Source organism: Burkholderia ubonensis (assembly GCF_902833085.1).
GTDB lineage: Bacteria > Pseudomonadota > Gammaproteobacteria > Burkholderiales > Burkholderiaceae > Burkholderia > Burkholderia ubonensis.
The window spans coordinates 144398-169113 of the sequence record NZ_CADFEB010000007.1 but is presented as its reverse complement, the minus strand read 5'-3'; the positions used below and the strand labels follow the sequence as shown (position 1 = coordinate 169113).

The window sequence follows — 24716 nt, the reverse complement described above, 5'->3', positions numbered from 1 at the left end:
TCATCGGTTTTTCCGATAAGACGATGCCAGGAGACCCCGTATGCGCCACGCCCCCGAAGCGTTGCTCGCGTTCGCCGAGGCCGCGCTGCTCGGCTCCTTCACCGCCGCCGCGCGCAAGCTCGGCAAGCGCCAGTCGACCGTCTCCGAGGCGATCGCGAACCTCGAGATCGATCTCGGCGTGCAGCTGTTCGACCGCGCGACGCGCACGCCGACGCTGACCGACGCCGGGCGCGCGCTGCTGCCGCAGGTGCAGCGCGCGCTGGAGGCCGGCGCGGCGATCGACCGCATCGCCGCGCGGCTCGCGCGCGGCGAGGAGGCGCGGCTGACGCTGGTGGTGTCCGACACCTACCAGTCGAAGCGCTACGAGGAGACGCTGACCGCGCTCGAACGGCGCTTCCCGGCGCTGGAGCTCGAATGCCAGATCGCGGAGCACGAGGACGTGCTGGACCTGATCCAGCAGGGCCGCGCGCAGCTCGGGCTGATGGCCGCGCGCGCGGCCTACCCCGCCGACATCGGCGCGGCGACGATCGCGGAGGAGTCGGAGTTCGGCCTGTTCGTCGGGCGCACGCACCCGCTCGCGGCTTCCGGCGACGCCGAGGTGCCGCATGGCGCGCTGCGCGATGCGCGCGAACTGCGGCTCAACACCTATGCGATGCCGGACGGGCGCGGCGAAGACGGCCGGATCGTCGCCGGCGCCCACCGCTGGTCGGCGCCGAGCTACCTGATGCTGCTGGAGATGGCGGTGCTGGGATTCGGATGGGCGGAACTGCCCCGCTGGATGGTCGAGCATTTCGCGCGCGACCGGCTCTGCGAGCTGCGCGCCCGCGGCTGGCCGCGCCGGGTGCGGGTCGATGCGGTGTGGTCGCGCAGCCGGCCGCTCGGCCCCGCCGGCGCGTGGCTGCTCGACGCGATGCTCGCCGACTGAGCCGCGCTGTCACGCACCGCTCGGTCGGGCCGCGAACGCGGCCGGGCGCTGCCGTCAGAAGCCGCGCGACAGCACGGCCGCGCCGATCGTCACGACGCCGAGCACGATATTGACGACGACGAGCAGGCGCACCGCGTTCACCGCGCGCGCGCCGTCCGGCCAGTTCTGCGCCTGCACCGCGCGGCGGATGCGCGGAAACAGCGCGAACCGCACATGGCCGAAGATCAGCATCATCACGACGCCGAGCCCCGCCATCGCGTGCAGCGCCCAGGTCGCGTGCGCGCCGCCGAACTGCATCAGCAGGAAGCCGCCGGTGAGCAGGATCACGATCACCGACCCCGCGACCCAGTTGAAGAAACGGCCGAACACGCCCTCGATCAGCGGCAGCCGCAGCTGCGGCGACAGGTCGGACAGCGCCGGGCGCAGGCAGAAGTTGGCGAACACCATCCCGCCCACCCACACGGCGACGGCCAGCAGGTGAAGAAACAGCGCGACGGCGATTGCGTGGGACATGGCGAGCATCCTGTTATGAGTTGAATACGGCGGACCGGCCGGGCACGCGACGGGCCTGCGCGATGCGCGAACGGGTTGCGCGCCAACCGGCACGCACGCGACATCAAGCGACGTTCGACAGGCGCGGCCTCGCGCGGTTCAGGCCCGTGGCGGGATTTCACAATATTTTGCAAGTGTCGCGCGCCGCGCATGAAAAAGGCCGCACGCCCGCCGAAGCGGCCGTGCGGCCCGTGATGCCGCCGGAACGCGTGCTCAGCCGAGCAGCGGACGCAGCTCGCTGACGACCTTGAGCTTCGTGTCCGGCGCGCGGCCCTTGCGCGCGCGCTTGCCGACGTGCGGCGCGAGCGCCGCGTACGACAGCGTCTCGTCCATTGCCTTGCCGCCGCGGCCGGTGCCGATCAGTACGACGCCGGCCGGATCGATCGCGAGCGCCTGCACGAGCGTTTCCTTGTCGTCGAGCGCCATCAGGATCACGCCGCGGCCGCCGCCCGACAGCGTCTTCATCTCGTCCATGCCGAACACCAGCAGCCGGCCGCCGCCCGACAGGCACGCGACCTGCTTCGCGTTCGGCAGCACCGGCATCGGCGCGAGCGGCGCTGCGCCTTCGTCGATGGTCATGAACGCCTTGCCGGCCTTCACGCGGCTCACCATGTCGCCGACCTTCGCGAGGAAGCCGAAGCCGTTGCTCGACGCGAGCAGCAGTTGCTGGTCGGCCGCTGCGGCGAAGTAATGCATCAGGTGCGTACCGGATTCGAGCTCGATCAGCGACGTGACGGGGACGCCGTCACCCCGCCCGCCCGGCAGCACCGACACGTCGACCGAATACACGCGGCCGCGGCTGCCCCACGCGATCAGGCGGTCCGGTGTGCGGCACTGGAACGCCGCGTACAGGCTGTCGCCGGCCTTGAACGAGAAGCCCGCCGGGTCGAGACCGTGGCCCTTCAGCGCACGCACCCAGCCCTTCTGCGACACGACGACCGTCACCGGCTCGTCGACGACCTTCGCCTCGAACGTCGCGCGCTTTTCCTGCTGGATCAGCGTGCGGCGATCGTCGCCGTATTGCTTCGCGTCGGCCTCGATCTCCTTGATCATCAGCCGCTTCATCGCGCTTTCGTTCGCGAGCAGCTCCTCGAGCTTCGCCTTCTCGTCGCGCAGCGCGTCGAGCTCCTTCTCGATCTTGATCTTCTCGAGCCGCGCGAGCTGACGCAGACGGATTTCGAGGATGTCCTCGGCCTGCCGCTCGGAGAGGCCGAACGCGCTCATCAGCGCGGCCTTCGGCTCGTCCGACTCGCGGATGATGCGGATCACCTCGTCGATGTTCAGGAAGACGATCATCCGGCCTTCGAGGATGTGAATCCGGTCGTCGACCTTGCCGAGACGGTGGCGGCAGCGCCGCGTCATCGTCAGCTGGCGGAACTTCACCCATTCACTGAGGATCGTCAGCAGCCCCTTCTGGCCCGGCCGGCCGTCGGCGCCGACCATCACGAGGTTCAGCGTCGCGTTCGATTCGAGGCTCGTGTGCGCGAGCAGCGAATTCACGAACTCGGTCTGGTCGATCGTGCGCGACTTCGGCTCGAACACGAGCCGCACCGGCGCCTCCTTGCCCGACTCGTCGCGCACCGCGTCGAGCAGGTCGAGCATCGCCTTCTTCGTGTTGAGCTGCTCGGGCGTCAGCGTCTTCTTGCCGAGCTTGAGCTTCGGGTTGGTCAGCTCCTCGATTTCCTCGAGCACCTTCTGGCACGACGTGCTCGGCGGCAGCTCGGTCACGACGAGCTGCCACTGGCCGCGCGCGAGATCCTCGATCTTCCAGCGCGCGCGCACCTTCAGGCTGCCGCGGCCGCTCTCGTAGGCCGTCGAGATTTCCGCGTCGCTCGAGATGATCTGGCCGCCGCCCGGGAAGTCGGGCCCGGGAATCAGCCCCATCAGCTCCGCGTGCGTGAGATGCGGATGGCGGATCAGCGCGACCGCCGCCGCCGCGACTTCGCGCAGGTTGTGCGACGGAATTTCCGTTGCGAGACCGACCGCGATGCCCGATGCGCCGTTCAGCAGCACGAACGGCAGGCGGCCCGGCAGCAGCTTCGGCTCCTCGAACGAGCCGTCGTAGTTCGGCATGAAATCGACGGTGCCCTGGTCGATCTCGTCGAGCAGCAGCTTCGAGATCGGCGTGAGCCGCGCTTCGGTATAGCGCATCGCCGCCGCGCCGTCGCCGTCGCGCGAGCCGAAGTTGCCCTGCCCGTCGATCAGCGGGTAGCGCAGCGAAAAGTCCTGCGCGAGACGCACGAGCGCGTCGTACGCCGACTGGTCGCCGTGCGGGTGGTATTTGCCGAGCACGTCGCCGACCACGCGTGCCGACTTCACCGGCTTCGCGTCGGGACCGAGGCCCATTTCGTTCATCGCGAACAGGATGCGGCGCTGCACCGGCTTCTGGCCGTCGCAGACGTCCGGCAGCGCGCGGCCCTTCACGACGCTGACCGCGTAGCTGAGGTACGCCTGCTCCGCGTAGTTGCCGAGCGTCAGCGCGTCGCCCGCGGGCGCGTCCGACCCGGTAAAGAGATCGGGAGTGTTGTCGTCCATCTGAAATCCGTATTCGTAGGTGGCGCGAGTCAGGACCGGGCGTCATGCCCGGCCGCGCTCAAATATCCGCTTCGACCTCGTTGCCCTTTTCCTCGAGCCAGCCGCGCCGTGCGGCCGCCTCGCCCTTGCCCATCAGCATCGTCATCCGCGCGACCGTCGACTCGTAGTCGAGCTCGCCGAGCTTCACCGGCATCAGGCGGCGGGTGTCGGGGTTCATCGTCGTGTCCCACAGCTGCTCGGCGCTCATTTCGCCGAGACCCTTGAAGCGGCTGATGCTCCACTGGGTGTCGCGCACGCCGTCCTTGCGCAGCTTGTCGAGGATCGCTTCGAGCTCGCCTTCGTCGAGCGCGTACAGCTTCTGCGCGGGCTTCTTGCCGCGCGCCGGCGCGTCGACGCGGAACAGCGGCGGACGCGCGACGAACACGTTGCCGCGCTCGATCAGCTGCGGGAAGTGCTTGAAGAACAGCGTCAGCAGCAGCACCTGGATGTGCGAGCCGTCGACGTCCGCGTCCGACAGGATGCAGATCTTGCCGTAGCGCAGGTTCGACAGGTCGACGCCGTCGTCCGGGCTGTGCGGATCGACGCCGATCGCGACCGAGATGTCGTGCACCTCGTTGTTCGCGAACAGGCGGTCGCGCTCGGTTTCCCAGGTGTTCAGCACCTTGCCGCGCAGCGGCAGGATCGCCTGGTATTCCTTGTCGCGGCCCATCTTCGCGGAACCGCCCGCCGAGTCGCCCTCGACCAGGAACAGCTCGTTGCGTGCAATATCCTCGGTCTCGCAGTCGGTCAGCTTGCCGGGCAGCACCGCGACGCCCGAGCTCTTGCGCTTCTCGACCTTCTGGCCCGCGCGGGTGCGCGCCTGCGCCTGCTTGATCACCAGTTCGGCGAGCTTCTTGCCGTGCTCGACGTGCTGGTTCAGCCACAGCTCGAGCGCCGGGCGCGAGAACGACGACACGAGCTTGACCGCGTCGCGGCTGTTCAGGCGCTCCTTGATCTGGCCTTGGAACTGCGGATCGAGCACCTTCGCGGACAGCACGAACGACACGCGCGCGAACACGTCTTCCGCGAGCAGCTTCACGCCCTTCGGCTGCAGGTTGTGCAGCTCGACGAAGCTCTTCACCGCCTGATAGAGGCCGTCGCGCAGCCCCGATTCATGCGTGCCACCGGCCGGCGTCGGGATCAGGTTCACGTACGACTCGCGCACGAGCGAGCCTTCCTCGCTCCATGCAACGACCCACGATGCGCCCTCGCCTTCGGCGAACGTGTCGTCGCCCGAACGCGAATCGGCGAAGCGCTCGCCTTCGAACAGCGGGATCAGCAGCTCGCTGCCGTTCATCTCGTCGAGCAGGTAGCCGCGCAGGCCGTCCTCGTACTTCCAGGCCTGCCGCTCGCCGGTCTTCTCGTTGACGAGCACGACCTCGACGCCCGGCAGCAGCACGGCCTTCGAGCGCAACAGGCGCTGCAGCTCGCCGAGCGGCAGGTTGGGCGAATCGAAGTATTTCGGGTTCGGCCAGACCTGCACGCGCGTGCCGGACTTCTTCTCGCCGCGGCCCGCAGCCTGCGTGGACAACGGCTTCACGACGTCGCCTTCGGCAAAGCCGAGCTCGGCGATCTTGCCGTCGCGCCAGACGGTCACGTCGAGGCGCGTCGCGAGCGCGTTCGTCACCGACACGCCGACGCCGTGCAGGCCGCCCGAGAACGTATAGGCGCCGCCCGCGGCCTTGTCGAACTTGCCGCCCGCGTGCAGGCGCGTGAACACGATCTCGACGACCGGCACGCCTTCTTCCGGGTGCAGGCCGAACGGAATGCCGCGGCCGTCGTCCTCGACGGACACCGAATGATCGGCATGCAGCGTCACGGTGATCTGCTTGCCGTAGCCGCCGAGCGCCTCGTCCGAAGCGTTGTCGATGACTTCCTGGATGATGTGCAGCGGATTCTCGGTACGGGTGTACATGCCGGGCCGCTGCTTGACCGGCTCGAGACCCTTGAGCACCTTGATCGATGCTTCGCTATAGGCCGCGCTGGGCTTCTTCGTTGACATAGGCGCTGAATTTCGTCATTCATCGGGACGTTGTCCACACCTCGTGTGGATAACGTCGTGGACAAAACGTTGAGTTCCGCAAAAAAGCGAATCGAAACAACGGTGTGCTTGGAGTGCTCCGAAAGCGGGCGCGCGGCGCACGCCGCGAGAGCCCGAAACGCGCCGTATTCTACTGGTTCCGCGCGGCGCGCCATCGGACGAAATGCGCGGCGGTGCAGCACGGCGGCGCACGCACGCGCGACGGGCCGCCCCGCGCCGCGTCACGGCTTGCGTTTCGCCTCGAGCGTCTCCCAGCGTTCGAGCGCGGCGAGCAGCTCGTCGTCGATCGCCGCGAACCGCTCGGTCAGGCGCGTGCCTTCCTGCGGATCCTTCGCGAAGATCGAGCCGTCTTCGAGCTGTGCGCCGATCGTCTTCTGTTCTTCCTCGAGCATCGCGATCCGGTCGGGCAGCGACTCGAGCTCGCGCTGCTCGTTGAACGACAGCTTCACCGTGCGCTGCGCGTTGCGGCCGGCCGCGCTCTTCGCGGGCTCCTCCTTGACGGGCGCCGCGTCCTTCGCGGCCCGTTTCGCGGCGTCCTGCTGCGCGAGCTGCTGTGCGCGCTCGCTCTGGATCTGCCAGTCGGTGAAGCCGCCGACGTATTCGCGCCACTTGCCTTCGCCCTCCGCCGCGATCACCGACGTCACGACGTTGTCGAGGAACGCGCGGTCGTGGCTGACGAGCAGCACCGTGCCGTCGTAGTCGGCCAGCAGTTCCTCGAGCAGCTCGAGCGTCGGGATGTCGAGGTCGTTGGTCGGTTCGTCGAGCACCAGCACGTTGGCGGGCCGCGCGAACAGGCGCGCGAGCAGCAGCCGGTTGCGCTCGCCGCCCGACAGCGACTTCACCGGCGAGCGCGCGCGCTCCGGCGCGAACAGGAAATCGCCGAGATAGCTCATCACGTGCTTGCGGTTGCCGCCGATCTCGACCCATTCGCTGCCGGGGCTGATCGTGTCCGCGAGGCTCTTTTCCGGATCGAGCTGCGCGCGCATCTGGTCGAAGTACGCGACCTGCAGGTTCGTGCCCGTGCGCACCGTGCCTTCGTCCGGCTTCAGCTCGCCGAGAATCAGCTTGAGCAGCGTGGTCTTGCCCGCGCCGTTCGGGCCGACGAAGCCGATCTTGTCGCCGCGCATCACCGTCGACGAGAAGCGGTCGACGACCGTGCGGCCGCCGTAGCGCTTCGTCACGTCGGTCAGCTCCGCGACGATCTTGCCGGACTTCTCGCCCTGCGCGACGTCGAGCTTCACGTTGCCCTGCGTGTTGCGGCGCTCCGCGCGCTCGTTGCGCATCTGCACGAGCCGCGCGATGCGCCCGACGCTGCGCGTGCGGCGCGCCTCGACGCCCTTGCGGATCCACACTTCTTCCTGCGCGAGCAGCTTGTCGAACTTCTCGTTTTCCACGCGCTCGACTTCGAGCTGCTGCGCCTTGCGCGTCTGGTACGCGGAGAAATTGCCCGGATACGACAGCAGGCGGCCGCGATCGAGCTCGACGATGCGGGTCGCGACACGGTCGAGGAACGCGCGGTCGTGCGTGATGAACAGGAGGCCCGCGCGCTGCGTGACGAGCAATTCCTCGAGCCAGCGGATGCCGTCGAAGTCGAGGTGGTTGGTCGGCTCGTCGAGCAGCAGCACGTCGGGCTGCACGACGAGCGCGCGGGCCAGCGCGACGCGCTTCTGCATCCCGCCCGACAGCGCGTCGACGCGCGCGTCGACGTCCGCGAGGCCGATCTGCGCGAGCGTCATCGACACGCGCGTGCGCCAGCTCCACGCATCGTGCGCGTCGAGCGACGACTGCAGCGCGTTCATCCGCGCGAGCAGCGCGTCGTGCTCGGCGCCTTCGGGGGTTTCCGCGAGGCGGTGCGCGATCGCGTCGTATTCCTCGAGCAGCTCGCGCGTGTGCGTCAACCCCGACGCGACCGCGTCGAACACGGTCGCGCCGGGCTCGAATTCCGGTTCCTGCGGCACGTAGACGGTCACGAGCTCCTGCTGGCGCGTGACGAGGCCGTCATCGGGCCGCGCGAGATCGGCGACGATCTTCAGCAGCGACGACTTGCCTGCGCCGTTGCGGCCGATCAGGCCGACGCGCTCGCCGGCCTCGAGCGAGAAATCCGCGTGATCGAGCAACGCGACGTGACCGAACGCGAGTTGCGCACCGGTAATGGAATAAAGCGACATGGGGAAGACGGCGAAGAGAAATCGGAAGCGCTCATTGTACCGGTGGCGGACGCCGCCACCGGTCTGGCCGAACGGATGATGCCGCAAGGCCGGCCGTGCGGGCCGGCTGCCGGCCGCCGCGCGCGGGCGGAGGACTCGCGACGACTGGTTGCGGACGGCGGACGGGCGCGTCTCGCAAGGACGGCCGGGCCGCCCGCACGGGTGCGCCCGCTTACTTGACGTTGACGATGATCGTCTGGCTCATCTCGGGACCATACGACCGGTGTGCGCCATCGCCGAACTGCAGCGTCAGCGTATGCTGACCCGGCGGCAGCCTGATGTCGGTTTCGGTCTGGGCCTTGCCGAAGTGCAGCGAGCGTTCACTCGCCGGGATCACGTCGCCGGTCGGAATCGGTCTGCCGTCGATCAGCAAGTGATGATGACCGGTGTGCGGCGTCATGTCGCCGGCCGGCCGGAGCAGCATGTCGCCTTCGAGACCGAACTTCACGTGCACCGGGTTCGATACCGTCGCGCCTTCCGCCGGCTCGACGAAATACACGCGCGCTTCGGCCCGCGCGATCGTCGATACGGCCATCGCCGCCACGCACACGGCACCTGCGATCCACTTTCTGTTGAGCATCCTTTTCTCCTGATGATTGGACAGCCCGGGAAGCATACACCGCACGCATGGCACGCGTGCCTTGGTCGCATTGTTCGCGATGCGCACGTTTAAAACGACGTTGCGGCCGAGTTCGGCGAAATTCCGGTACCATTGCGCGTTTCGTCCGCCGGCCGGGCCGCGGACGGCATCACCCTGATTTCAATATCGTGAGCGCAACATGAGCGAAGTGACCGAATATCAAAGCTGGGTCTGCCTGATTTGCGGGTGGGTCTACAACGAGGCGGAAGGGCTGCCCGACGAGGGCATCGCGCCCGGCACCCGCTTCGCCGACATCCCCGCCGACTGGCGCTGCCCGCTGTGCGACGTGGGCAAGGACGACTTCGTCGTCGTCGATTTCTGATCGCGCGGCGCGTTCGCGCGCGCATGGATTTCCGTGTGCCGGTGCGAACGCGCGTTTGCTATACTCTGCGCGCTGTCCATACCGCTGTCCGGTGCGCGCCGTGCGCGATACGCCGGAATCGCAGGCTCTCCCCGTAGTTCAATGGATAGAACAAGCGCCTCCTAAGCGCTAGATACAGGTTCGATTCCTGTCGGGGGGACCAGCCAAGCCCCAAACCATCCCCAAGATTCACAAGAAATCGCCCGCTCAGGCCCGTCTGGCGGACTTCTCGCTCCCATCGTTACCCAAGGTTGCTCAGTGACAGCCGGAGAAAGTGTTGGTATTTTTGTTGGTATCAGCAGATACCAACAACACAGATACCAACAATGCCTCTCACTGACGTGCAGGTACGGAACGCGAAGGCCAGCGCGGCCCCGTACAAACTCACGGACGGCAACGGAATGTTCTTGCTCGTCCAACCGAACGGCGCGAAGTACTGGCGCTTGTCCTACCGCTTCCTTGGCAAGCAGAAGACGCTCGCCCTCGGCGTCTATCCCGCCGTCACGCTCGCGACGGTACGGAAGAAGCGCGACGAGGCGCGCGAGCAGATCGCGGCCGGCATCGATCCGGGCGAGGCGAAGAAGGAAGCCAGACGGGCCGCCGAGATCGCAGCGGCCAACTCGTTCGAAGCGGTAGCCCGCGAGTGGTTCGACTCTCAGCGTCCGGGCTGGAGCGACGGCTACGCGGAGAAGGTGCTGAATTCGCTTGAGGTCGACGTGTTTCCGAAGATCGGCCCTCGCCCGATCGCGGAGATCGATTCGCCGCAGATGCTGAGCATCGTGCGTGAGGTCGAAGCGCGCGGGGTAGCGTCAGCGCAGAGCAACGGCCGGGGTTCGCAGACTTGCTCCGCAGGATGGAGGAAGGCGACGTACTGATAGTAACGAAGCTCGACCGGCTCGGCCGCAACGCGATGGACGTACGCGCGACTGTGGAGGCTCTGGCGGATCGCGGCATTCGGATTCATTGTCTCGCGCTTGGCGGTGTTGATCTGACCAGCGCGGCCGGCCGGATGACGATGCAGGTATTGAACGCCGTCGCCGAGTTTGAACGCGACTTATTGATCGAGCGGACGCAGGCTGGCATCGCGCGGGCAAAGGCGGAAGGGAAGTCGATGGGCCGACCGCCCGCACTTTCCAAACTGCAGCAAGCCGAAGTTCGGCGGCGCCTCGGCGAAGGGGCGACTGTTGCCGGCCTCGCAAAGCAGTACGGCACGAGCCGTGCAGACCATCATGCGAGTGCGTAACGCAGAGTAAAGCTCTATCAGTCAAGCCCACTTCCGAGGACCCTTTTTCGCGTGTTGCCTCATCGAATTAGTGGCTATTTCGGCAGAGCTAACTCCGCCACATACAAGGCGGCAATGGCGATACCAATCGAAACCAGCGTCAGGAGGACGATAAACCACTGAATTCGAAGATTTGTGATCGTCTGGGACAGATCGCTGCTCAACGACAAGACAGACTTGAGCAGTTCACTTTCCCTTGAAACCTGTGCAGCGCGTTGGTGTTGCGCATTTCGTAGGCTATCGACCAAATTCGACTGTCTGCCATGGCGAGATTCCATCAGACGCATATTTGGGATATTGACGCGATACCACACGTCCTTTGTGAACTGGGTAATCTCGTGGGCAGAGAGTTCCACGTCGTACAGTTGAGTGCGTACCAGTGAACGTAGCTGCTTTAGGTCCCTGACTGGCCGGTAAGAACGTGCGCCTGCCGACTTATCACGAAGCCTTGACAGTTGTTCGTGATATCCGTCCAACATGCCGGTGATAGCCCAACGAGAAAGCAGCCCTCGAATCATTTCGTTTGCACGATATGCGATCGTCCCATCGGAGGTCGGGTCGACGTATCCAGGTGTTTCCGGAAATGCATCCCTGCGCCTACAAGCAAACGTGAGGCGCAAGTCGTTGTCGTCGTAGGGTCCGGGCAGTACGAGGCGCGCGCACGGCCAGTGATCCGATACCCAAGCATCAAAGTCACGGTCAATTGAGAGCCCTTCGAGCGCACGAATGGGGCGCAAGTTTTCGGTACCCGGATTAACCTCCTCCGTAACCATCAACGTGGCTGTCGGGAAGAATCCCCCGCGCAATCCGGAAGCAAATACACCGGGAAGATTCCGGCGGACCCAGGCTGTACAGCCGGCCTCGATCTGGGAGACACAGGCGGCCACGGATCGTCGCCTTTGCGAATCAGGATTGTGAATAGTTCGACTGAAACGAGTTTTTTTCCCGAGCAGCACATAGGCAGCAATATTCCACCATTCTAGGCCGGGTCCTTCCTCGTAGCAGGTCGAATAGTCTTCCCGTAGAGGTCGATCCAGCGCCCGTGACGTGTCATCGTTCATATAGAACGTGATGACAAGTGCGGTAATGCTTGGCGTCAACGACATCAGAATTGGGTGAGCAGACCCGATGCCGGAAGGTAACTCTGCGATACGCTCGCTCCCGAAGCGGCCAGAGGACGTCACCATGCCGAGACTTACCCAGCCCGCGCTTCGTCCTTGCCTGACGTCATTTGTCCAGGCGACGATACTGTCGTCACGACTTAGCCCGTGTTCCCAACCGAGGCGTGACAATCCTTCGAACAAGCCCCCAATTTGTGATGGGGTGTACAGCTCGGAGACCCACACAGCTGCCAAGCGAACGCTCTCGCCTGTCGGTAGCCGGCTAGCCTCGTTTTCCTCCGAATCACGATCGTTGAGCAGCGAGTCGGCCTTGTCTCGCATGAACGCCCGATAATGAGACCAACGTTTCCATTGCCCACTGTTCTTGAGCGCGTTAAGCGCAGAGAATTGACTCAACATTGTCTTAATCGATGCATCTTCTTATTGCGCAAACAGTTGTATCTTGCTGTCTGATTGTGCGATTAGGGCTGTCCCGCCAGCCCAATGCCTGCCGTAACGGATACGCCGGCGCGAGCCATATTATGCGATGTGATGACGGAGCGTACGGCAGTAGTCGCCTGCCCTAACCTCAAGCACGACAAGCGGAAAGTACCTTTGGGATGTCACGCCGCATGGCGGTTGACGGGCCGCGAGTAACGCGGCGGCGGGGGATTCCTTTGCGCGAGCGTTCCAGCCGGCGGGTGCAGTTTGCAAAATGCCCGAGACGATACCCGACGGCCTGCCGCGTATCTCCAGATTTGTCTCCAAGAAAATGTGTACTTTGGAGATAGACTTGGAGATAACCACAGCCTTGCCGCACAAGGCTCACAAGCCGAAACGAGTGTATATCTCCAAATCTCCAGATATTTTTGCTTCCGGCGGCACGACAAGCTTACGCACAACGTCCCCTTCGGCTAATCCAGCCTACGCCGATACGCCTGTTGGTATTTTTGTTGGTATCTACGGATAATCTGAACCCGCTGAGCCCACCCGGCCGTGAGATATGAATTCTGTCGGGGACCAGACATCCTTCAGGGCTTTGCAGCGTGTCACAAGAGACCCCCGCCAGGCTTGGCTTTGCGGGGTTTTTTGTTGCACGCTTCCGCACTCGACCGCCAGCACGAACAACCCCTTGCCTCGGGGTGTTCTGGGGGTCGCGACAATCCAGCCGCCCATCGACACACGATTTCCAACCTGACGCGCAACCGCACGCGACGAACGACTTCAGTCGACACCCGGATGCCAATCAGGCAGGCTGTCCGTCCAAAGTGATTGATGCCGAACGCAAATGAGCAGATCCGACGACGCAGCCATTTCGAACGCGTAGCATCCCACCAAGCAACGTTGAGTCCGCAACGTTCTCGTCAGGACGATTCGTTTGACGCGGTGTCCGGGTATGAGTACAATTCGCGCCGCGGGGTGGAGCAGTCTGGCAGCTCGTCGGGCTCATAACCCGAAGGTCGTAGGTTCAAATCCTACCCCCGCAACCAACATCGAAGCCCGCTATGCGAACGCAAGCGGGCTTTTTGTTTTATCCGCTGCAACTTGCATGCCCCGTTTCGCGGACATGCAATGGCATCGGCCAGATGCGAGCCCACCTCAGTCCGAGCCCGCTCCTGCGGCGGCAACTAAAGTCCTCGTGGAGCCACGCAGGCATCGCCGTTCCGCGACGCCCACGCGGCCCGTCACTCCAACGCGTTACTGCACGGCCGCGCGCTTCACGTCATCCGACGCGCGCCACACGCGATACCGCACCTCGAACCCGTCCGGCACGTACACGACGATCGGCAGCCGGCTGTTGTAGCGCAGCAGTTGATCGTCGCCGCGCACCTGCACGAACCGCTCGCGCGGCGCCTGTCCCGGGCAGGCCATCAGCGTCGACGCCGGTCCCTTCACATCGGACAGCCGGTAGTACGTATAGCCCCAGCCCTGTACGGTCTCGGCGCTCAACTCGCCGCCGAACCACTGCTGGTTGCAGTCGGTCTGCAGCGTCTTGCCGATCATCAGCTCGACGCGCGCGCCGGCTTCATCGGTGAGCGCGGGCAGCGCGATCACCGCGCGCTGCTGGCCAGCCGCGGCCTGCGGGAACATCTTGATCGACTCGGCCGTCACGGCGGCCTCCGACGCCGGCCCTGCCGCGCACGCGGCGGCGCTCGTCACGCAAATGGCGGCCAGTGCGGCCCGGATCGCGAATTTCATCGATGTGCTCCTGAAAAACAATGAGTTCCAGATGCTAACACTTCCGCCCGCCGACCTTACTTCGCTGTAATTTTGAGACACAATTGGTGGCAGATGCGCGGCGTTCCGCCTCTTATGATTCGCGCCAAGGGAGAACGCCATGATCAAGCTCATCGCCACCACCGCCGCCGTCGCCACGCTGCTGGCCGGCTGCGTCGTCGCGCCGGACGCCGGCTACGGCTACGGACAAACCTATTACTCGGACCCCGGCTACGCGTACGGCCCCGCGTATGCACCCGTGTACGGCACGGTCAACGTCTGGGGCGGCGGTCGGGATTGGGATCGCCACGATTACCGGCGCGACGACCGCGACTGGCGACGCGACCGTGGCTGGGGCGATCGCAACTGGGGCGATCGCGGCAACGGCAACGGCGGCTGGAATCGCGGCAACCGCCCGACCGAAGGCAATCGCGCGAGCGGCGGCGCCCGGGATTGGCGCGGCGGCCAGGGCGACAACGACCGCGGCAACGGCCGCTGGCACTGACGCAATTGCAACCGTTTGTATCCGGCGCGGGCGCCGTGCAGCGACGCGAATGACTCGGCATGCGCGCCATGACCGCGCAATTGCCGCGACACCGGCGCCCCACCAACGAACAAGGCCCTCGCTCGATGCGAGGGCCTTCCGCTTTTCAACGGCACGAATCACGACACCGCGTCGCGACTACCGCTCACGCGCCGGCCACCACGCTCACCATCCGCCCGGCTGCGCATAGCCGTAACCGCCCGACGCCGGCGCGCCGCACACGTACGCGCGCTGGTAGCGATCGTAGCAATAGCGGGGCTGGCCGCCATAGCCGTCATCGTCCTGGTACTGCGCCTGCTGATAACCCGGCGCATAGGCCGGCGGTTGATACGCCGGCGCCTGGTAATACGTCGGCGGCTGATAGGCGGGCGCCTGATACACCGGCGCGGCGTACGCGACCGGCGGATTCAGCGCGGACGTCACGATGGCGCCCAGCACCGCGCCGCCGATCAGCGCGCCGATGACGGCACCGCCGCGATCATGCGCGGACGCGGGGCCGGCGACGGCGAGCGAACCGGCGAGGACACACACTGCAGCGATCTTTTTCATGTTGCACTCCCACGCGAAGTGGTACGGGATGCGATGCATTGTGGACGCGGCCCGCGGTAATAGATGCAGCAAGTGGTAACGCACGTTTACGCCGAACCGGCGAGCCAAAACGCACAAGCGCCGTGCTACATTTTCGGGACCAAGGAGACGCCTGCATGCAGCCCGAGACCGCCCGCCGTTTCGATACCGAATTCGCGCCGCGCATCGCGCACGCGATCGCCGCCTTCTTCGCCGACCATGTGCAGACCGAAGTCGTCCCGTATGGCGGTCACGGCCACCCGTCGCAGGTCCGCGTCCGCAGCGCGCCGCACGAACACGTGAGCGGCTTCGTGCATCCGCTGAACCTCGAGCTGACCTGGGATACCGACGAAATCGAACGGCTGATGGCGCCGGAAGGCGAAGCGCGCTTCGAGCACTACCTGGCCGCGCTGCCGAGAAAGCTGTCCGCGTGGCAGAGCGCGCGCGACGTCGATCTCGCGTCACGCACGCAGGCCGATCCGGTCGTGCGGCTCGGCGGCCTCGACTTCGAGGGATGACCGCGCAGGCCCCACGGCCGGCGTCGACAACGCGTTGCGCGGCCCGGTGATACACTCGGCCGGCTCGCACCCGCAAGGGTCCGCGCCGCCCGCGCCTTCCCGCCGTCGAACCCCACAAGGACGCCCCAGCGCCGCATCCCGGCCCGGGGCCGACACGCTTTCGCCATGAATCCCGATACCGGCCTGCCCCTTCCGCAACGCTACTGGGCGATCGTCTGCGTCGCGCTGGGCATCACGCTCGCCGTGCTCGACGGCGCGATCGCCAACGTCGCGCTGCCGACCATCGCGCATGACCTGCGCGCGTCCGATGCCGCATCGATCTGGATCGTCAACGCGTACCAGCTCGCGGTCACGATCACGCTGCTGCCGCTCGCGTCGCTCGGCGAGCGCATCGGCTACCGGCGCGTTTACATCGCGGGCCTCGCGCTGTTCACCGCCGCGTCGCTCGGCTGCGCGCTCGCCGGTTCGCTGCCGACGCTCGCGGTAATGCGCGTAATCCAGGGATTCGGCGCGGCGGGCATCATGAGCGTCAACGCCGCGCTCGTGCGGATGATCTATCCGACGTCGATGCTCGGGCGCGGCCTGTCGATCAATGCGATGGTGGTCGCGCTGTCGTCGGCCGTCGGTCCGACCGTCGCGTCGGCGGTGCTGTCGGTCGCGCCGTGGCCGTGGCTGTTCGCGATCAACGTGCCGATCGGCATCGCCGCGGTGCTCGGCAGCATGCGCGCACTCCCCGCCAATCCGCTGCACGATGCGCCGTACGACATCCCGAGCGCGCTGATGAACGCGTGCGTGTTCGGGCTGCTGATCATGGCCGTCGACGGGCTCGGCCACGGCGAGCGCGGCGCATACGTCGCGGCGGAGCTGACGGTCGCGCTCGTCGTCGGCTGGTTCTTCGTGAAGCGGCAGCTGTCGCAGCCGGCGCCGCTGCTGCCGGTCGACCTGATGCGCATCCCGCTGTTCGCATTGTCGATCTGCACGTCGATCGCGTCGTTTACGTCGCAGATGCTCGCGTTCGTCGCGCTGCCGTTCTGGCTGCAGCATTCGCTCGGCTTCTCGCAGGTGCAGACGGGCCTCTACATGACGCCGTGGCCGCTCGTGATCGTCGTGGCCGCGCCGCTCTCCGGCGTGCTGTCGGACCGCTACTCGGCCGGCATGCTGGGCGGGATCGGGCTCGCGCTGTTCGCGGCGGGCCTGCTGTCGCTCGCGACGATCGGCGCGCATCCGGACAGCGTCGACATCGCGTGGCGGATGGCGCTGTGCGGCGCGGGCTTCGGCCTGTTCCAGTCGCCGAACAACCGCGCGATCCTGTCGTCGGCGCCGCGCTCGCGCGCCGGCGGCGCGGGCGGCATGCTCAGCACCGCGCGGCTGACCGGCCAGACGCTCGGCGCCGCGCTCGTTGCGCTGATCTTCGGGATCGCGCCCGCGCACGGGCCGACCGTCGCGCTCTACGTCGCCGCCGCGTTCGCGGCCTGCGCCGCCGTCGTCAGCACGCTGCGCATCGCGGCGCCGCAGCCGAACGCATCGGCCTGACCGGGCCGGCGCCGGCGCGCATCATGTCGCGTCGAGCGCATCCAGCACGAAACGCACGCGCACCGTCACGCTCGCGCGCGGCAGCTCGATCAGCCGATAGCCGTACGACGCATAGCATTCGACCATCGCTTCATAAGTGCGCACCGCTTCCGCGAAATCCTGCCGGCGCTCGGCATCCTGCGCGTAGATGTCGGGCCACGGCGGCGCGATGAACACGCGCCGGTGATAGCGAAAGCGCCGCGCAGCAGCCTCCGCGTGCGCGGGCACCGCGAGCCCCGACAGGCGCAGGTAGCCGATCACGTCCGGCACGCCGCGATCGAAGAACACCGGCCCGCGCGCCTTCCGCGCAAGATGGTGCGAACGCATCTCCCAGCCCAGCATCAGCTCGGCGAACGCGCTCCGGTCGCGCCACGGCAGCGCGGGGCCGTCGACCGCCATCTGGTCCTGGATCACCCCGCGCCCCGCTTCCTGTGAACGCGCGAAGCCGGCGCGCTCGAGCGCATCGATCAGCGTGCTCTTGCCCGAGCCGGGCCCACCCGTCACGACGAAGAAGCGCCGGGCGGCCTCGTCTGCCCCGTCGTCCGAGCCGCCGCCCACCCGCGCGCGCTCAGACATGCGCGACCCGCCGGCCGGCCCGCCGCGTCACCGACGCGGCCGTCGCAACGCTGCGCAGATCCGCGACGAACGTGTCGCGCCAGACCGACAGGTCGTTCGCGCGCAGCCGCGCGAGGTTCTCGTCGTGACGCGCCTGCCGCTCGGCGAGCGGCATCGACAGCGCGCGCTCGAGCGCCTCGGCCATCTGCGACAAGTCGAACGGATTGACGAGCAGCGCGCCCGGCAGCTCGGCCGCCGCGCCCGCGAACTCGGACAGCACGAGCACACCCGGATCGGCCGCGTCCTGCGAAGCGACGTACTCCTTCGCGACGAGATTCATCCCGTCGCGCAGCGGCGTCACGTAGCCGACCTGCGACATCCGGAAGAACGCCATCAGCAGGTTGCGCTCGTACTTGCGGTTCAGATACTGGATCGGCGTCCAGTCGAGCTGCGAAAAGCGCCCGTTGATGCGGCCCGCCTCGCCTTCGAGCGTCTCGCGGATGCGCTGGTAGGTCTGCACGTCGGTGCGCGTCGGCGGCGCGATCTGCACGAGCGACACGCGGCCCTGCCAGCCGGGCGCGTTCGCGAGCATCCGCTCGAACGCCTGGAAGCGCTCGACGAGCCCCTTCGAGTAATCGAGACGATCGACGCTCATCACCAGCTTGCGGCCGCCGAGCGCGTCGCGCAGCACCTTCACCGGCTTGCGCGCGCCGTACTGCACCGCCGCCTGCGCGATCGCGTCCGGATACACGCCGATCGGATACGCGGCAACCTTCACGACCCGCCCGTGCGCATGCAGCATCCCGTCGTCGCTCGACGCGCCGATCCCGCGCCGTTCGATGTAGTCGACGAACGCCTGCTTGTCGGCGTCGGTCTGGAAGCCGGCGACGTCGTACGCGCACATGAATTTCACCAGCTCGTCGTGCGGCGGCACCATGCGCAGCACGTCGGGCGACGGAAACGGGATGTGCAGGAAGAAGCCGATCGGGTTCTTCACGCCGAGCTCGCGCAGGCAATGCGCGAACGGCAGCAGGTGGTAGTCGTGCACCCAGATCAGGTCGTCGGGCTTCAGCAGCGCGGCGAGCTGTTTCGCGAGCGCGGCGTTCACGCGCAGATAGCCCGCGTATTCCTGGCGGTCGAAGCGCGCGAGGTCGCCGCGATAGTGGAACACCGGCCACAGTGTCGCGTTCGAGAAACCGCGGTAGTACTGATCGTAGTCGCGGCGGGTCAGGCCGACCGTCGCGTAGGTCACGTTGCCGTCGCGCCGGACTGCGGGCGCATCGGGCGCGCCGACGATCTCGCCGCTCCAGCCGAACCACATGCCGCCGGTTTCCTGCAGCGCGTCCATCACGCCGACCGCAAGGCCGCCCGCGCTCGGGCGCGTGTCCTCGCCGATGGCGACACGGTTCGATACCACGATCAATCTGCTCATGCGGCTTCCCCTCCAGGATTCGAATGGCCGGCGCGTAAAGCGCGCGCCGTGACGGGCGCGGCAACCCGAAGGCTGCCGCGCGGCGGTTCAGACGTGAGAAATGCGATAAATGCGATAAATGCGATAAATGCGGCAACGAAACGCAACAACGAGAAGGACGTCACGCGTCCTGATCGACGCCGAGGTCGCGTTGATAGTCGAGCCCTTCCGGGCGGGCCCCGCCCTGGTTGTGATCGCCGTCGGACGGCGTCGTGGCGGGCGCGCCGGCAGGCGGCGCGGATGGCGCATCGGTGCGCGGCCGCGGGCGGTCAGCGCCCGTGTCGGACGGTTGCTGCGAAGGCCGTCTGGAACGGCGCATGGCTGGGTGTCTCATGGGTTGAACGGCGCACTACCGTCGTCGAAACATTCCATAACAAAACAGTCTAGGTGCGAAGCTTGCACGCCAGCGTAACAATTACCTTCAATTTGTAACGTTTCGACCCCTCGCCCACCATCTGCCAGACAATAGCGCCGCGCGCGTGCGCGAGGCCGGCCGCCGGCGATTTGTCAAAGCTTTGCAGTTTCCGTATGACAATTGCGAAACAATGGCACGGCATGAGCGCGCGCATGCCTCGCCGCTCACCCAGACAGGACACGCACTCAGGGATGAACTTACGTTTCGAACCGCCGCGCCGGGCCATGCCGGCGCGCATCGTGCTGGCCACGGCTGCCGCGGCGGCACTGCTGTCCGGCTGCAACTCGCTGTACAGCGAAGGCGCGACGGCCGGCGCCGGCATCGCGGGCGCCGCGATCGCGTCCAAGGTCACCAACAACGCCGCCGTTGCGACGGGCATCGGCCTCGGCGCGGTCGCCGGCGCGCGTGCGGGCGTCCAGTACACGCAGCGCGTCGCGCACCGCTACACGCAGCAGCAGATCGCCACGGCGGCCGGACCGCTCGACGTCGGCGGCGTCGCGCCGTGGTCGACGAACCACGCGTTTCCGATCGAGGACGACGAGCGCGGCCGCGTGACGGTCAGCCGGATGATCAGCGTCGGTCCGCTCGACTGCAAGGAAATCGTGTTCTCCGTCGATGCGCCGGCCAAGGCCGATGCCGCCGCGCAATCCGCGTTCTTCGTCGCGACCATCTGCCGCGACGGCCCGGTGTGGAAATGGGCGTCGGCCGAGCCGGCGACAGAACGCTGGGGTGCGCTGCAATGAGCGTCGCGATTCGCGTCGCATGGCTCGGCGCGCTGTGCGCGGCCGGCGCCGCGCTGTCGGGCTGCGGGTCGGTCGGCGCGGCAAGCGGCGCGCTCGCGGGCGCGGCGACGGGCCTCGTGACCGCCAACCCGGCCGTCGGCGTCGGCGTCGGCATCGCCGTGCAGGCCGCGACCGACGAGGCCGTGAAGCGCACGATGAAGCAGCTCCACCAGAACCAGCAGGATGCGATCGCGCAGGCGGCCGGCAGCCTCGCGGTCGGCGAAGTGAAGCCGTGGAAGGCGAAGAACACGCTTCCGCTCGAGAACGGCGAAGGCGAGGTGCGCGTCACGCGCGCCTATTCGACGTCGCTCGCGCTGTGCAAGGAATTCGCGTTCTCGATGAAGGACGGCGCGAAGGCGGACTGGTATTTTGCGAGCGCGTGCCAGCAAGGTGCGCGCTGGAAGTGGGCCGCGGCCGAGCCGGCCGTCGACCGCTGGGGCAATCTGCAGTGATGAGCCGCGCCGCGTGACGCGCGGCGCGCGCTGCTGCCGGGCCGGACGGCCCGGCACGCCGGTCAGGACTCGACGTCCTCGAGACTGAAAATCTCGGTCTGGTCGTTATACGAGAAGATCTCGCCGTAACGGCCCCAGTCGATCACCGCGTCGAGCGTCTCCTCCGCGGCGCCGTCGGACAGGAAATCCTCCAGCTCCTGCTCGAAGCGCACGCGCGGCGCGCGATGGCCCGGCCGCTCGTTGAGCACCTTCTTGATCCGCGCGGCGAGCGGCACGTGCTTCAGCAGATGATCCGCGAACATCAGCTTGCGCTCCTGCGTGCCGAACTCGGCGAACACGCGCCCCGGCGGCGTCAGGAACACGTCCCCTTCCCGCACGTCGGCGAAGCCGAGGTACTGCAGCACTTCGGCGATCGGGAACAGGTCGTCGACCTCCAGATGCAGCGTACGCGCGATTTCCGGCATGTCCGCGCGGCCGTGGTACGGCGGCGCGGCCAGCGTCTCGATCAGACCGGCCATCAGGTTGGTCGACACCTGCGGCAGCCAGCTGCCGAGCTCGAGCCCCTTCTTGGTCGCCTCGCCGATCTGGCGGGCCGTCATCTTCGCGTAGATGTCGTCGACCAGCCGGCGGAACGCCGGGTCGAGACGGTTGCGCGGATGCTTGAACGGCACCTTGATCTCGGCGATCACGCGGCCCGGGTTCGACGACAGCACGAGGATCCGGTCGCACATGAAGACCGCTTCCTCGATGTTGTGCGTGACGATCAGCACCGACTTGATCGGCATGCGGCCCTGCGTCCACAGGTCGAGCAGGTCGGTACGCAGCGTCTCGGCGGTCAGCACGTCGAGCGCCGAGAACGGCTCGTCCATCAGCAGGATCGTCGGATCGACGACGAGCGCGCGCGCGAAGCCGACGCGCTGGCGCATGCCGCCCGACAGCTCGCGCGGATACGCGTTCTCGAAGCCGTCGAGACCGATCAGGTCGATCGCCGCGAGCGCGCGCTCGCGCCGCTCGCGCGCGCCGACGCCGAGCGCCTCGAGGCCCGCTTCCACGTTCTGCAGCACGGTGAGCCACGGAAACAGCGCGAAGGTCTGGAACACCATCGCGACGCCTTCGGCCGGGCCGTCCAGCGGCTTGCCCAGGTAGCTGACCTCGCCGCCCGTCGGCTCGATCAGGCCGGCGATGATGCGCAACAGCGTCGACTTGCCCGAGCCCGAGCGGCCGAGCAGCCCGACGATTTCGCCCTCGCGCAGCGACAGGTTCGCGCCGTCGAGCACGAGCAGCTCGCCCTGGGTCTTGTTGAAGCCGCGGCTGACGTCGGCGACGCGCAGGATCTCGTCACCGAGCTTCGGCGGCGCCGGCTGCGTCTGAACGGGGGCGTTTACAGCATTCGGATTGTGCATCGCGTTTCGCTCTCAATCAGTTTCAGTCAAGTCGCAGCTTCGATTCGGCATAGGCATACAGCGGACGCCACAGCAGGCGGTTGAACAGGGTCACGAACAGGGACATCACCGTGATGCCCAGGATGATCTTCGGGAAATCGCCGGCGGCCGTCGTCTGGGCGATATACGCGCCGAGGCCGTGCGCCTCGATCTTGGTATTGCCCCACTGCACCGCTTCCGACACGATGCTCGCGTTCCATGCGCCGCCCGACGCGGTGATCGCGCCCGTCACGTAATACGGGAAGATGCCCGGCAGGATCGCCTGGCGCCACCATTGCCAGCCGCGGATGCGGAAGTTCGTCGCCGCCTCGCGGTAGTCGTTCGGATAGGACGTCGCGCCGGCAATCACGTTGAACAGGATATACCACTGGGTGCCGAGCACGATCAGCGGCGACAGCCAGATGTCGGGGTTCAGGTGAAAATGCGCGATCACGATCACGAACGCCGGGAACAGCAGGTTCGCGGGGAACGCGGCCAGGAACTGCGCGAGCGGCTGCATCTTCTCGGCGAGCGCCGGGCGCAGCCCGATCCACACGCCGATCGGCACCCAGATCACCGACGCGATCGCGATCAGCACGATCACCCGCAGCAGCGTGATGAGCCCCAGCGTGAAGACGTGGCCGACTTCGGCCATCGTCACGCCGCTCGCCACGAAGCTGACGACGCGCCAGACGACGTAGGCCGTGCCGGCCAGCACGAGGAGCGCCCACGCGATGTCGGCGGCGAACGACGCCTTCTTCTCGACGCGCGGCAGCGTAAAGCGCACCGCGCCCGACAGCGGCAGGCGCAGCGGGATCCGCGCGGCCTTCGCGAAGAGCCAGCCGGCCGGCACCAGCAGCTGGTGGATCAGGCGCGTGCGGCGCACGAGATCGAGCAGCCACGATTCGGGCGCGTTGCCGGAACTCGTGGTTTCCATCCGGAACTTGTCGGCCCACGCGACGAGCGGGCGGAACAGCAGCTGGTCGTACGCGAGGATCACGACGGTCATCGCGAGGATCACCCAGCCGATCGCGCCGAGGTTCTTGTCGCCGATCGCCTGCGCGAGATACGCGCCGATGCCCGGCAGCGTGATCGTGTGGTTGCCGACCGTGATCGCCTCCGACGCGACGACGAAGAACCAGCCGCCCGACATCGACATCATCATGTTCCAGATCAGGCCCGGCATCGAGAACGGCACCTCGAGCTTCCAGAAGCGCTGCCACGACGTCAGGTGAAAGCCGCGCGACACTTCGTCCAGATCGCGCGGCACCGTGCGCAGCGACTGGTAGAAGCTGAACGTCATGTTCCACGCCTGGCTCGTGAAGATCGCGAAGATCGCGGCCAGCTCGGCGCCGAGCACGCGGCTCGGGAACAGCGCGAGGAAGAACGTCACCGTAAACGAGATATAGCCGAGCACCGGCACCGACTGCAGGATGTCGAGAATCGGCACGAGCACCATGCCGGCGCGGCGGCTCTTCGCGGCAAGCGTGCCGTATACGAGCGTGAACGCGAGCGACGCGACCATCGCCGCGAGCATCCGCAGCGTCGTGCGCAGCGCATATTCGGGCAGGTTCGACGGATCCAGCGAGATCTTCTGCGTATTGAGGGTCGTGATCGGTGCCATCGTTTCATGAAACCCGACCACCGCCATCGCGATCACGCAGATGATCAGCGGAAAGGCAATGAAATCCCAGCGGTTCGGCAGGACGCGCCATGCCGATGCATTGGCGATCCGGTTCGGATCGAATCCGATGTCCATCAGGCGCTCTCCCCGGTAAGGCCGATCGAATCGAAGAATATGACCGGCAGACGATGTTGATTCATGGCAAAGCGCGCGGGCGCGGTAATTCGTTTTGACTCACGATGCAAGGCAGGCGCAATGCGGCGCATCCGTGCCGACGGCATCGCCGCGCGGATTTCCGGCCGAGTCGGTCCGCAAACGGCACGACACTACTACAACCTGTATTTCAGGCACAACCTTCCGGATCGAAACGGTGGAATCCGCCGCCGCGCGGGCGAATCGGGCCCGGAACGGGCCGGCGGCTGACGGATCGGCGCGGGACGCAGCGGCGCGCAACGCGCCGGCCAGCATGCAGGCCCGAATTATGCCGTGATCCGGCCCGCCCGTGAACCCGCCCGCCGCGCGCGGCGGGCAAAACCGTGCGCCCCGTCAGGAGCGGGACACCGCGAAGCAGGTATGATCGGGGCTGGCCCCCACGGGGATCGATCGACGAGCGGGAGGAAAGGAATGGCAGGAAACTTGGTGATCGTCTGCCGCGATCAGGATGCCGACGCGTTCTACGAGCTGATGCAGGAGTACGGTTCGTTCCAGACGCGGCTGTCGTCGACGGCCTGGTACCTGAACATGAACATCGTGCCGGAATCGCTGCAGGACGAGATTCTCGAGCGCCTCGGCCGGTACACGACCGTGTACATCTTCGAGGCCACCAGCGTGACGTACAACACGATCGACAGCAACGCCGCCGAGACGCTCGGCTCGCTGTTCGGCGAATGACGCGC

At 66.7% G+C, this 24716-nt stretch carries 22 protein-coding genes, 2 tRNA genes and 2 pseudogenes; 13 read left to right on the top strand and 13 right to left on the bottom strand.

The window, feature by feature from the left end:
• The first annotated feature begins 40 nt into the window (after positions 1–40).
• On the top strand, positions 41–925 hold the full coding sequence (locus HWX31_RS20605; protein ID WP_174962136.1) for a LysR family transcriptional regulator: 885 nt from the start codon (positions 41–43) through the stop codon (positions 923–925).
• A gap of 54 nt (positions 926–979) precedes the next feature.
• Here HWX31_RS20605 and HWX31_RS20600 read toward each other — a convergent pair whose 3' ends face one another.
• The 5 genes from HWX31_RS20600 to HWX31_RS20580 all read right to left on the bottom strand — a co-directional run bounded on the left by HWX31_RS20600 (position 980) and on the right by HWX31_RS20580 (position 8879).
• The gene (locus tag HWX31_RS20600; RefSeq protein ID WP_010091073.1) at positions 980–1438 is read right to left on the bottom strand and encodes a CopD family protein; all 459 of its coding nucleotides are present in this window, start codon (positions 1436–1438) and stop codon (positions 980–982) included.
• A gap of 252 nt (positions 1439–1690) precedes the next feature.
• On the bottom strand, positions 1691–4012 hold the full coding sequence (gene parC / locus HWX31_RS20595) for a DNA topoisomerase IV subunit A (protein WP_174962138.1): 2322 nt from the start codon (positions 4010–4012) through the stop codon (positions 1691–1693).
• 58 nt (positions 4013–4070) lie between these two features.
• Complete coding sequence (locus tag HWX31_RS20590; protein WP_010091070.1) at positions 4071–6053, bottom strand: DNA topoisomerase IV subunit B; 1983 nt, start codon at positions 6051–6053, stop codon at positions 4071–4073.
• A gap of 260 nt (positions 6054–6313) precedes the next feature.
• Positions 6314–8260: an ATP-binding cassette domain-containing protein gene (locus tag HWX31_RS20585; RefSeq protein ID WP_174962140.1), complete on the bottom strand. Its 1947-nt coding sequence runs from the start codon at positions 8258–8260 to the stop codon at positions 6314–6316.
• Positions 8261–8471: 211 nt separating this feature from the next.
• On the bottom strand, positions 8472–8879 hold the full coding sequence (locus HWX31_RS20580; protein WP_174962142.1) for a DUF4399 domain-containing protein: 408 nt from the start codon (positions 8877–8879) through the stop codon (positions 8472–8474).
• 199 nt (positions 8880–9078) lie between these two features.
• Between HWX31_RS20580 and HWX31_RS20575 the strand changes: the two genes are divergently transcribed.
• The 4 genes and pseudogenes from HWX31_RS20575 to HWX31_RS20560 all read left to right on the top strand — a co-directional run.
• Positions 9079–9261 carry a rubredoxin gene (locus HWX31_RS20575; protein ID WP_045567368.1) on the top strand — a complete coding sequence of 61 codons (183 nt, stop codon included), beginning with the start codon at positions 9079–9081 and terminating at the stop codon, positions 9259–9261.
• Between the two features lie 127 nt (positions 9262–9388).
• Positions 9389–9463 (top strand) — tRNA-Arg (locus tag HWX31_RS20570).
• 163 nt (positions 9464–9626) lie between these two features.
• A pseudogene (locus HWX31_RS20565) lies at positions 9627–10106 on the top strand (tyrosine-type recombinase/integrase); the annotation flags it as partial.
• Positions 10094–10553, top strand: a pseudogene (locus tag HWX31_RS20560) (recombinase family protein); the annotation flags it as partial. The pseudogenes HWX31_RS20565 and HWX31_RS20560, both read left to right, overlap by 13 nt.
• A gap of 64 nt (positions 10554–10617) precedes the next feature.
• Here the strand turns inward: HWX31_RS20560 and HWX31_RS20555 are convergent.
• Positions 10618–12102: a hypothetical protein gene (locus tag HWX31_RS20555; protein ID WP_174962144.1), complete on the bottom strand. Its 1485-nt coding sequence runs from the start codon at positions 12100–12102 to the stop codon at positions 10618–10620.
• A gap of 993 nt (positions 12103–13095) precedes the next feature.
• On the opposite strand from HWX31_RS20555, the gene HWX31_RS20550 reads away from it, so the two are divergent.
• Positions 13096–13172 (top strand) — tRNA-Met (locus HWX31_RS20550).
• 208 nt (positions 13173–13380) lie between these two features.
• Here the strand turns inward: HWX31_RS20550 and eco are convergent.
• On the bottom strand, positions 13381–13881 hold the full coding sequence (gene eco, locus HWX31_RS20545) for a serine protease inhibitor ecotin (RefSeq protein WP_059771347.1): 501 nt from the start codon (positions 13879–13881) through the stop codon (positions 13381–13383).
• 139 nt (positions 13882–14020) lie between these two features.
• Here eco and HWX31_RS20540 point away from each other — a divergent pair, with 139 nt between their 5' ends.
• Entirely contained in the window at positions 14021–14404 is a 384-nt protein-coding gene (locus tag HWX31_RS20540; protein WP_059656277.1) for a hypothetical protein, read from the top strand.
• A gap of 204 nt (positions 14405–14608) precedes the next feature.
• Here the strand turns inward: HWX31_RS20540 and HWX31_RS20535 are convergent, their stop codons facing one another.
• Positions 14609–15031 carry a hypothetical protein gene (locus HWX31_RS20535; protein WP_063894801.1) on the bottom strand — a complete coding sequence of 141 codons (423 nt, stop codon included), beginning with the start codon at positions 15029–15031 and terminating at the stop codon, positions 14609–14611.
• A gap of 116 nt (positions 15032–15147) precedes the next feature.
• Here HWX31_RS20535 and HWX31_RS20530 point away from each other — a divergent pair, with 116 nt between their 5' ends.
• On the top strand, positions 15148–15528 hold the full coding sequence (locus tag HWX31_RS20530) for a DUF5594 family protein (RefSeq protein WP_059612669.1): 381 nt from the start codon (positions 15148–15150) through the stop codon (positions 15526–15528).
• A gap of 165 nt (positions 15529–15693) precedes the next feature.
• A complete protein-coding gene (locus HWX31_RS20525) occupies positions 15694–17061 on the top strand; it encodes an MFS transporter (protein WP_174962146.1) in 1368 nt (455 codons plus the stop codon).
• Between the two features lie 21 nt (positions 17062–17082).
• Here the strand turns inward: HWX31_RS20525 and HWX31_RS20520 are convergent, their stop codons facing one another.
• The 3 genes from HWX31_RS20520 to HWX31_RS20510 all read right to left on the bottom strand — a co-directional run bounded on the left by HWX31_RS20520 (position 17083) and on the right by HWX31_RS20510 (position 19445).
• Positions 17083–17676 (bottom strand): AAA family ATPase, encoded by a 594-nt coding sequence (locus HWX31_RS20520; protein ID WP_174962148.1) that lies wholly within the window; start codon positions 17674–17676, stop codon positions 17083–17085.
• Positions 17669–19087, bottom strand: coding sequence for an alpha,alpha-trehalose-phosphate synthase (UDP-forming) (otsA, locus tag HWX31_RS20515; protein WP_174962150.1), 1419 nt, complete (start codon positions 19085–19087; stop codon positions 17669–17671). The genes HWX31_RS20520 and otsA overlap by 8 nt, the downstream gene beginning before the upstream one ends.
• Positions 19088–19247: 160 nt before the next feature.
• Entirely contained in the window at positions 19248–19445 is a 198-nt protein-coding gene (locus HWX31_RS20510; protein WP_174962152.1) for a hypothetical protein, read from the bottom strand.
• 287 nt (positions 19446–19732) lie between these two features.
• Between HWX31_RS20510 and HWX31_RS20505 the strand changes: the two genes are divergently transcribed.
• Positions 19733–20284 carry a hypothetical protein gene (locus tag HWX31_RS20505; RefSeq protein ID WP_174962155.1) on the top strand — a complete coding sequence of 184 codons (552 nt, stop codon included), beginning with the start codon at positions 19733–19735 and terminating at the stop codon, positions 20282–20284.
• Positions 20281–20775, top strand: coding sequence for a hypothetical protein (locus HWX31_RS20500; protein WP_174962157.1), 495 nt, complete (start codon positions 20281–20283; stop codon positions 20773–20775). Before HWX31_RS20505 ends, HWX31_RS20500 begins: the two co-directional genes overlap by 4 nt.
• Before the next feature lie 62 nt (positions 20776–20837).
• On the opposite strand, the gene HWX31_RS20495 is transcribed toward HWX31_RS20500, so the two are convergent.
• Together HWX31_RS20495 and HWX31_RS20490 are read right to left on the bottom strand one after the other, a co-directional pair.
• Positions 20838–22178 carry an ABC transporter ATP-binding protein gene (locus tag HWX31_RS20495; protein ID WP_059633287.1) on the bottom strand — a complete coding sequence of 447 codons (1341 nt, stop codon included), beginning with the start codon at positions 22176–22178 and terminating at the stop codon, positions 20838–20840.
• A 22-nt stretch (positions 22179–22200) separates the two neighbouring features.
• A complete protein-coding gene (locus HWX31_RS20490; RefSeq protein ID WP_174962159.1) occupies positions 22201–23955 on the bottom strand; it encodes an ABC transporter permease in 1755 nt (584 codons plus the stop codon).
• A 63-nt stretch (positions 23956–24018) separates the two neighbouring features.
• Between HWX31_RS20490 and HWX31_RS20485 the strand changes: the two genes are divergently transcribed.
• Positions 24019–24243 carry a hypothetical protein gene (locus HWX31_RS20485; protein ID WP_244143790.1) on the top strand — a complete coding sequence of 75 codons (225 nt, stop codon included), beginning with the start codon at positions 24019–24021 and terminating at the stop codon, positions 24241–24243.
• A 201-nt stretch (positions 24244–24444) separates the two neighbouring features.
• Positions 24445–24711, top strand: a complete 267-nt coding sequence (locus HWX31_RS20480) for a double-stranded DNA-specific endonuclease (RefSeq protein ID WP_042586045.1) — start codon at positions 24445–24447, stop codon at positions 24709–24711.
• Positions 24712–24716: the final 5 nt, after the last annotated feature.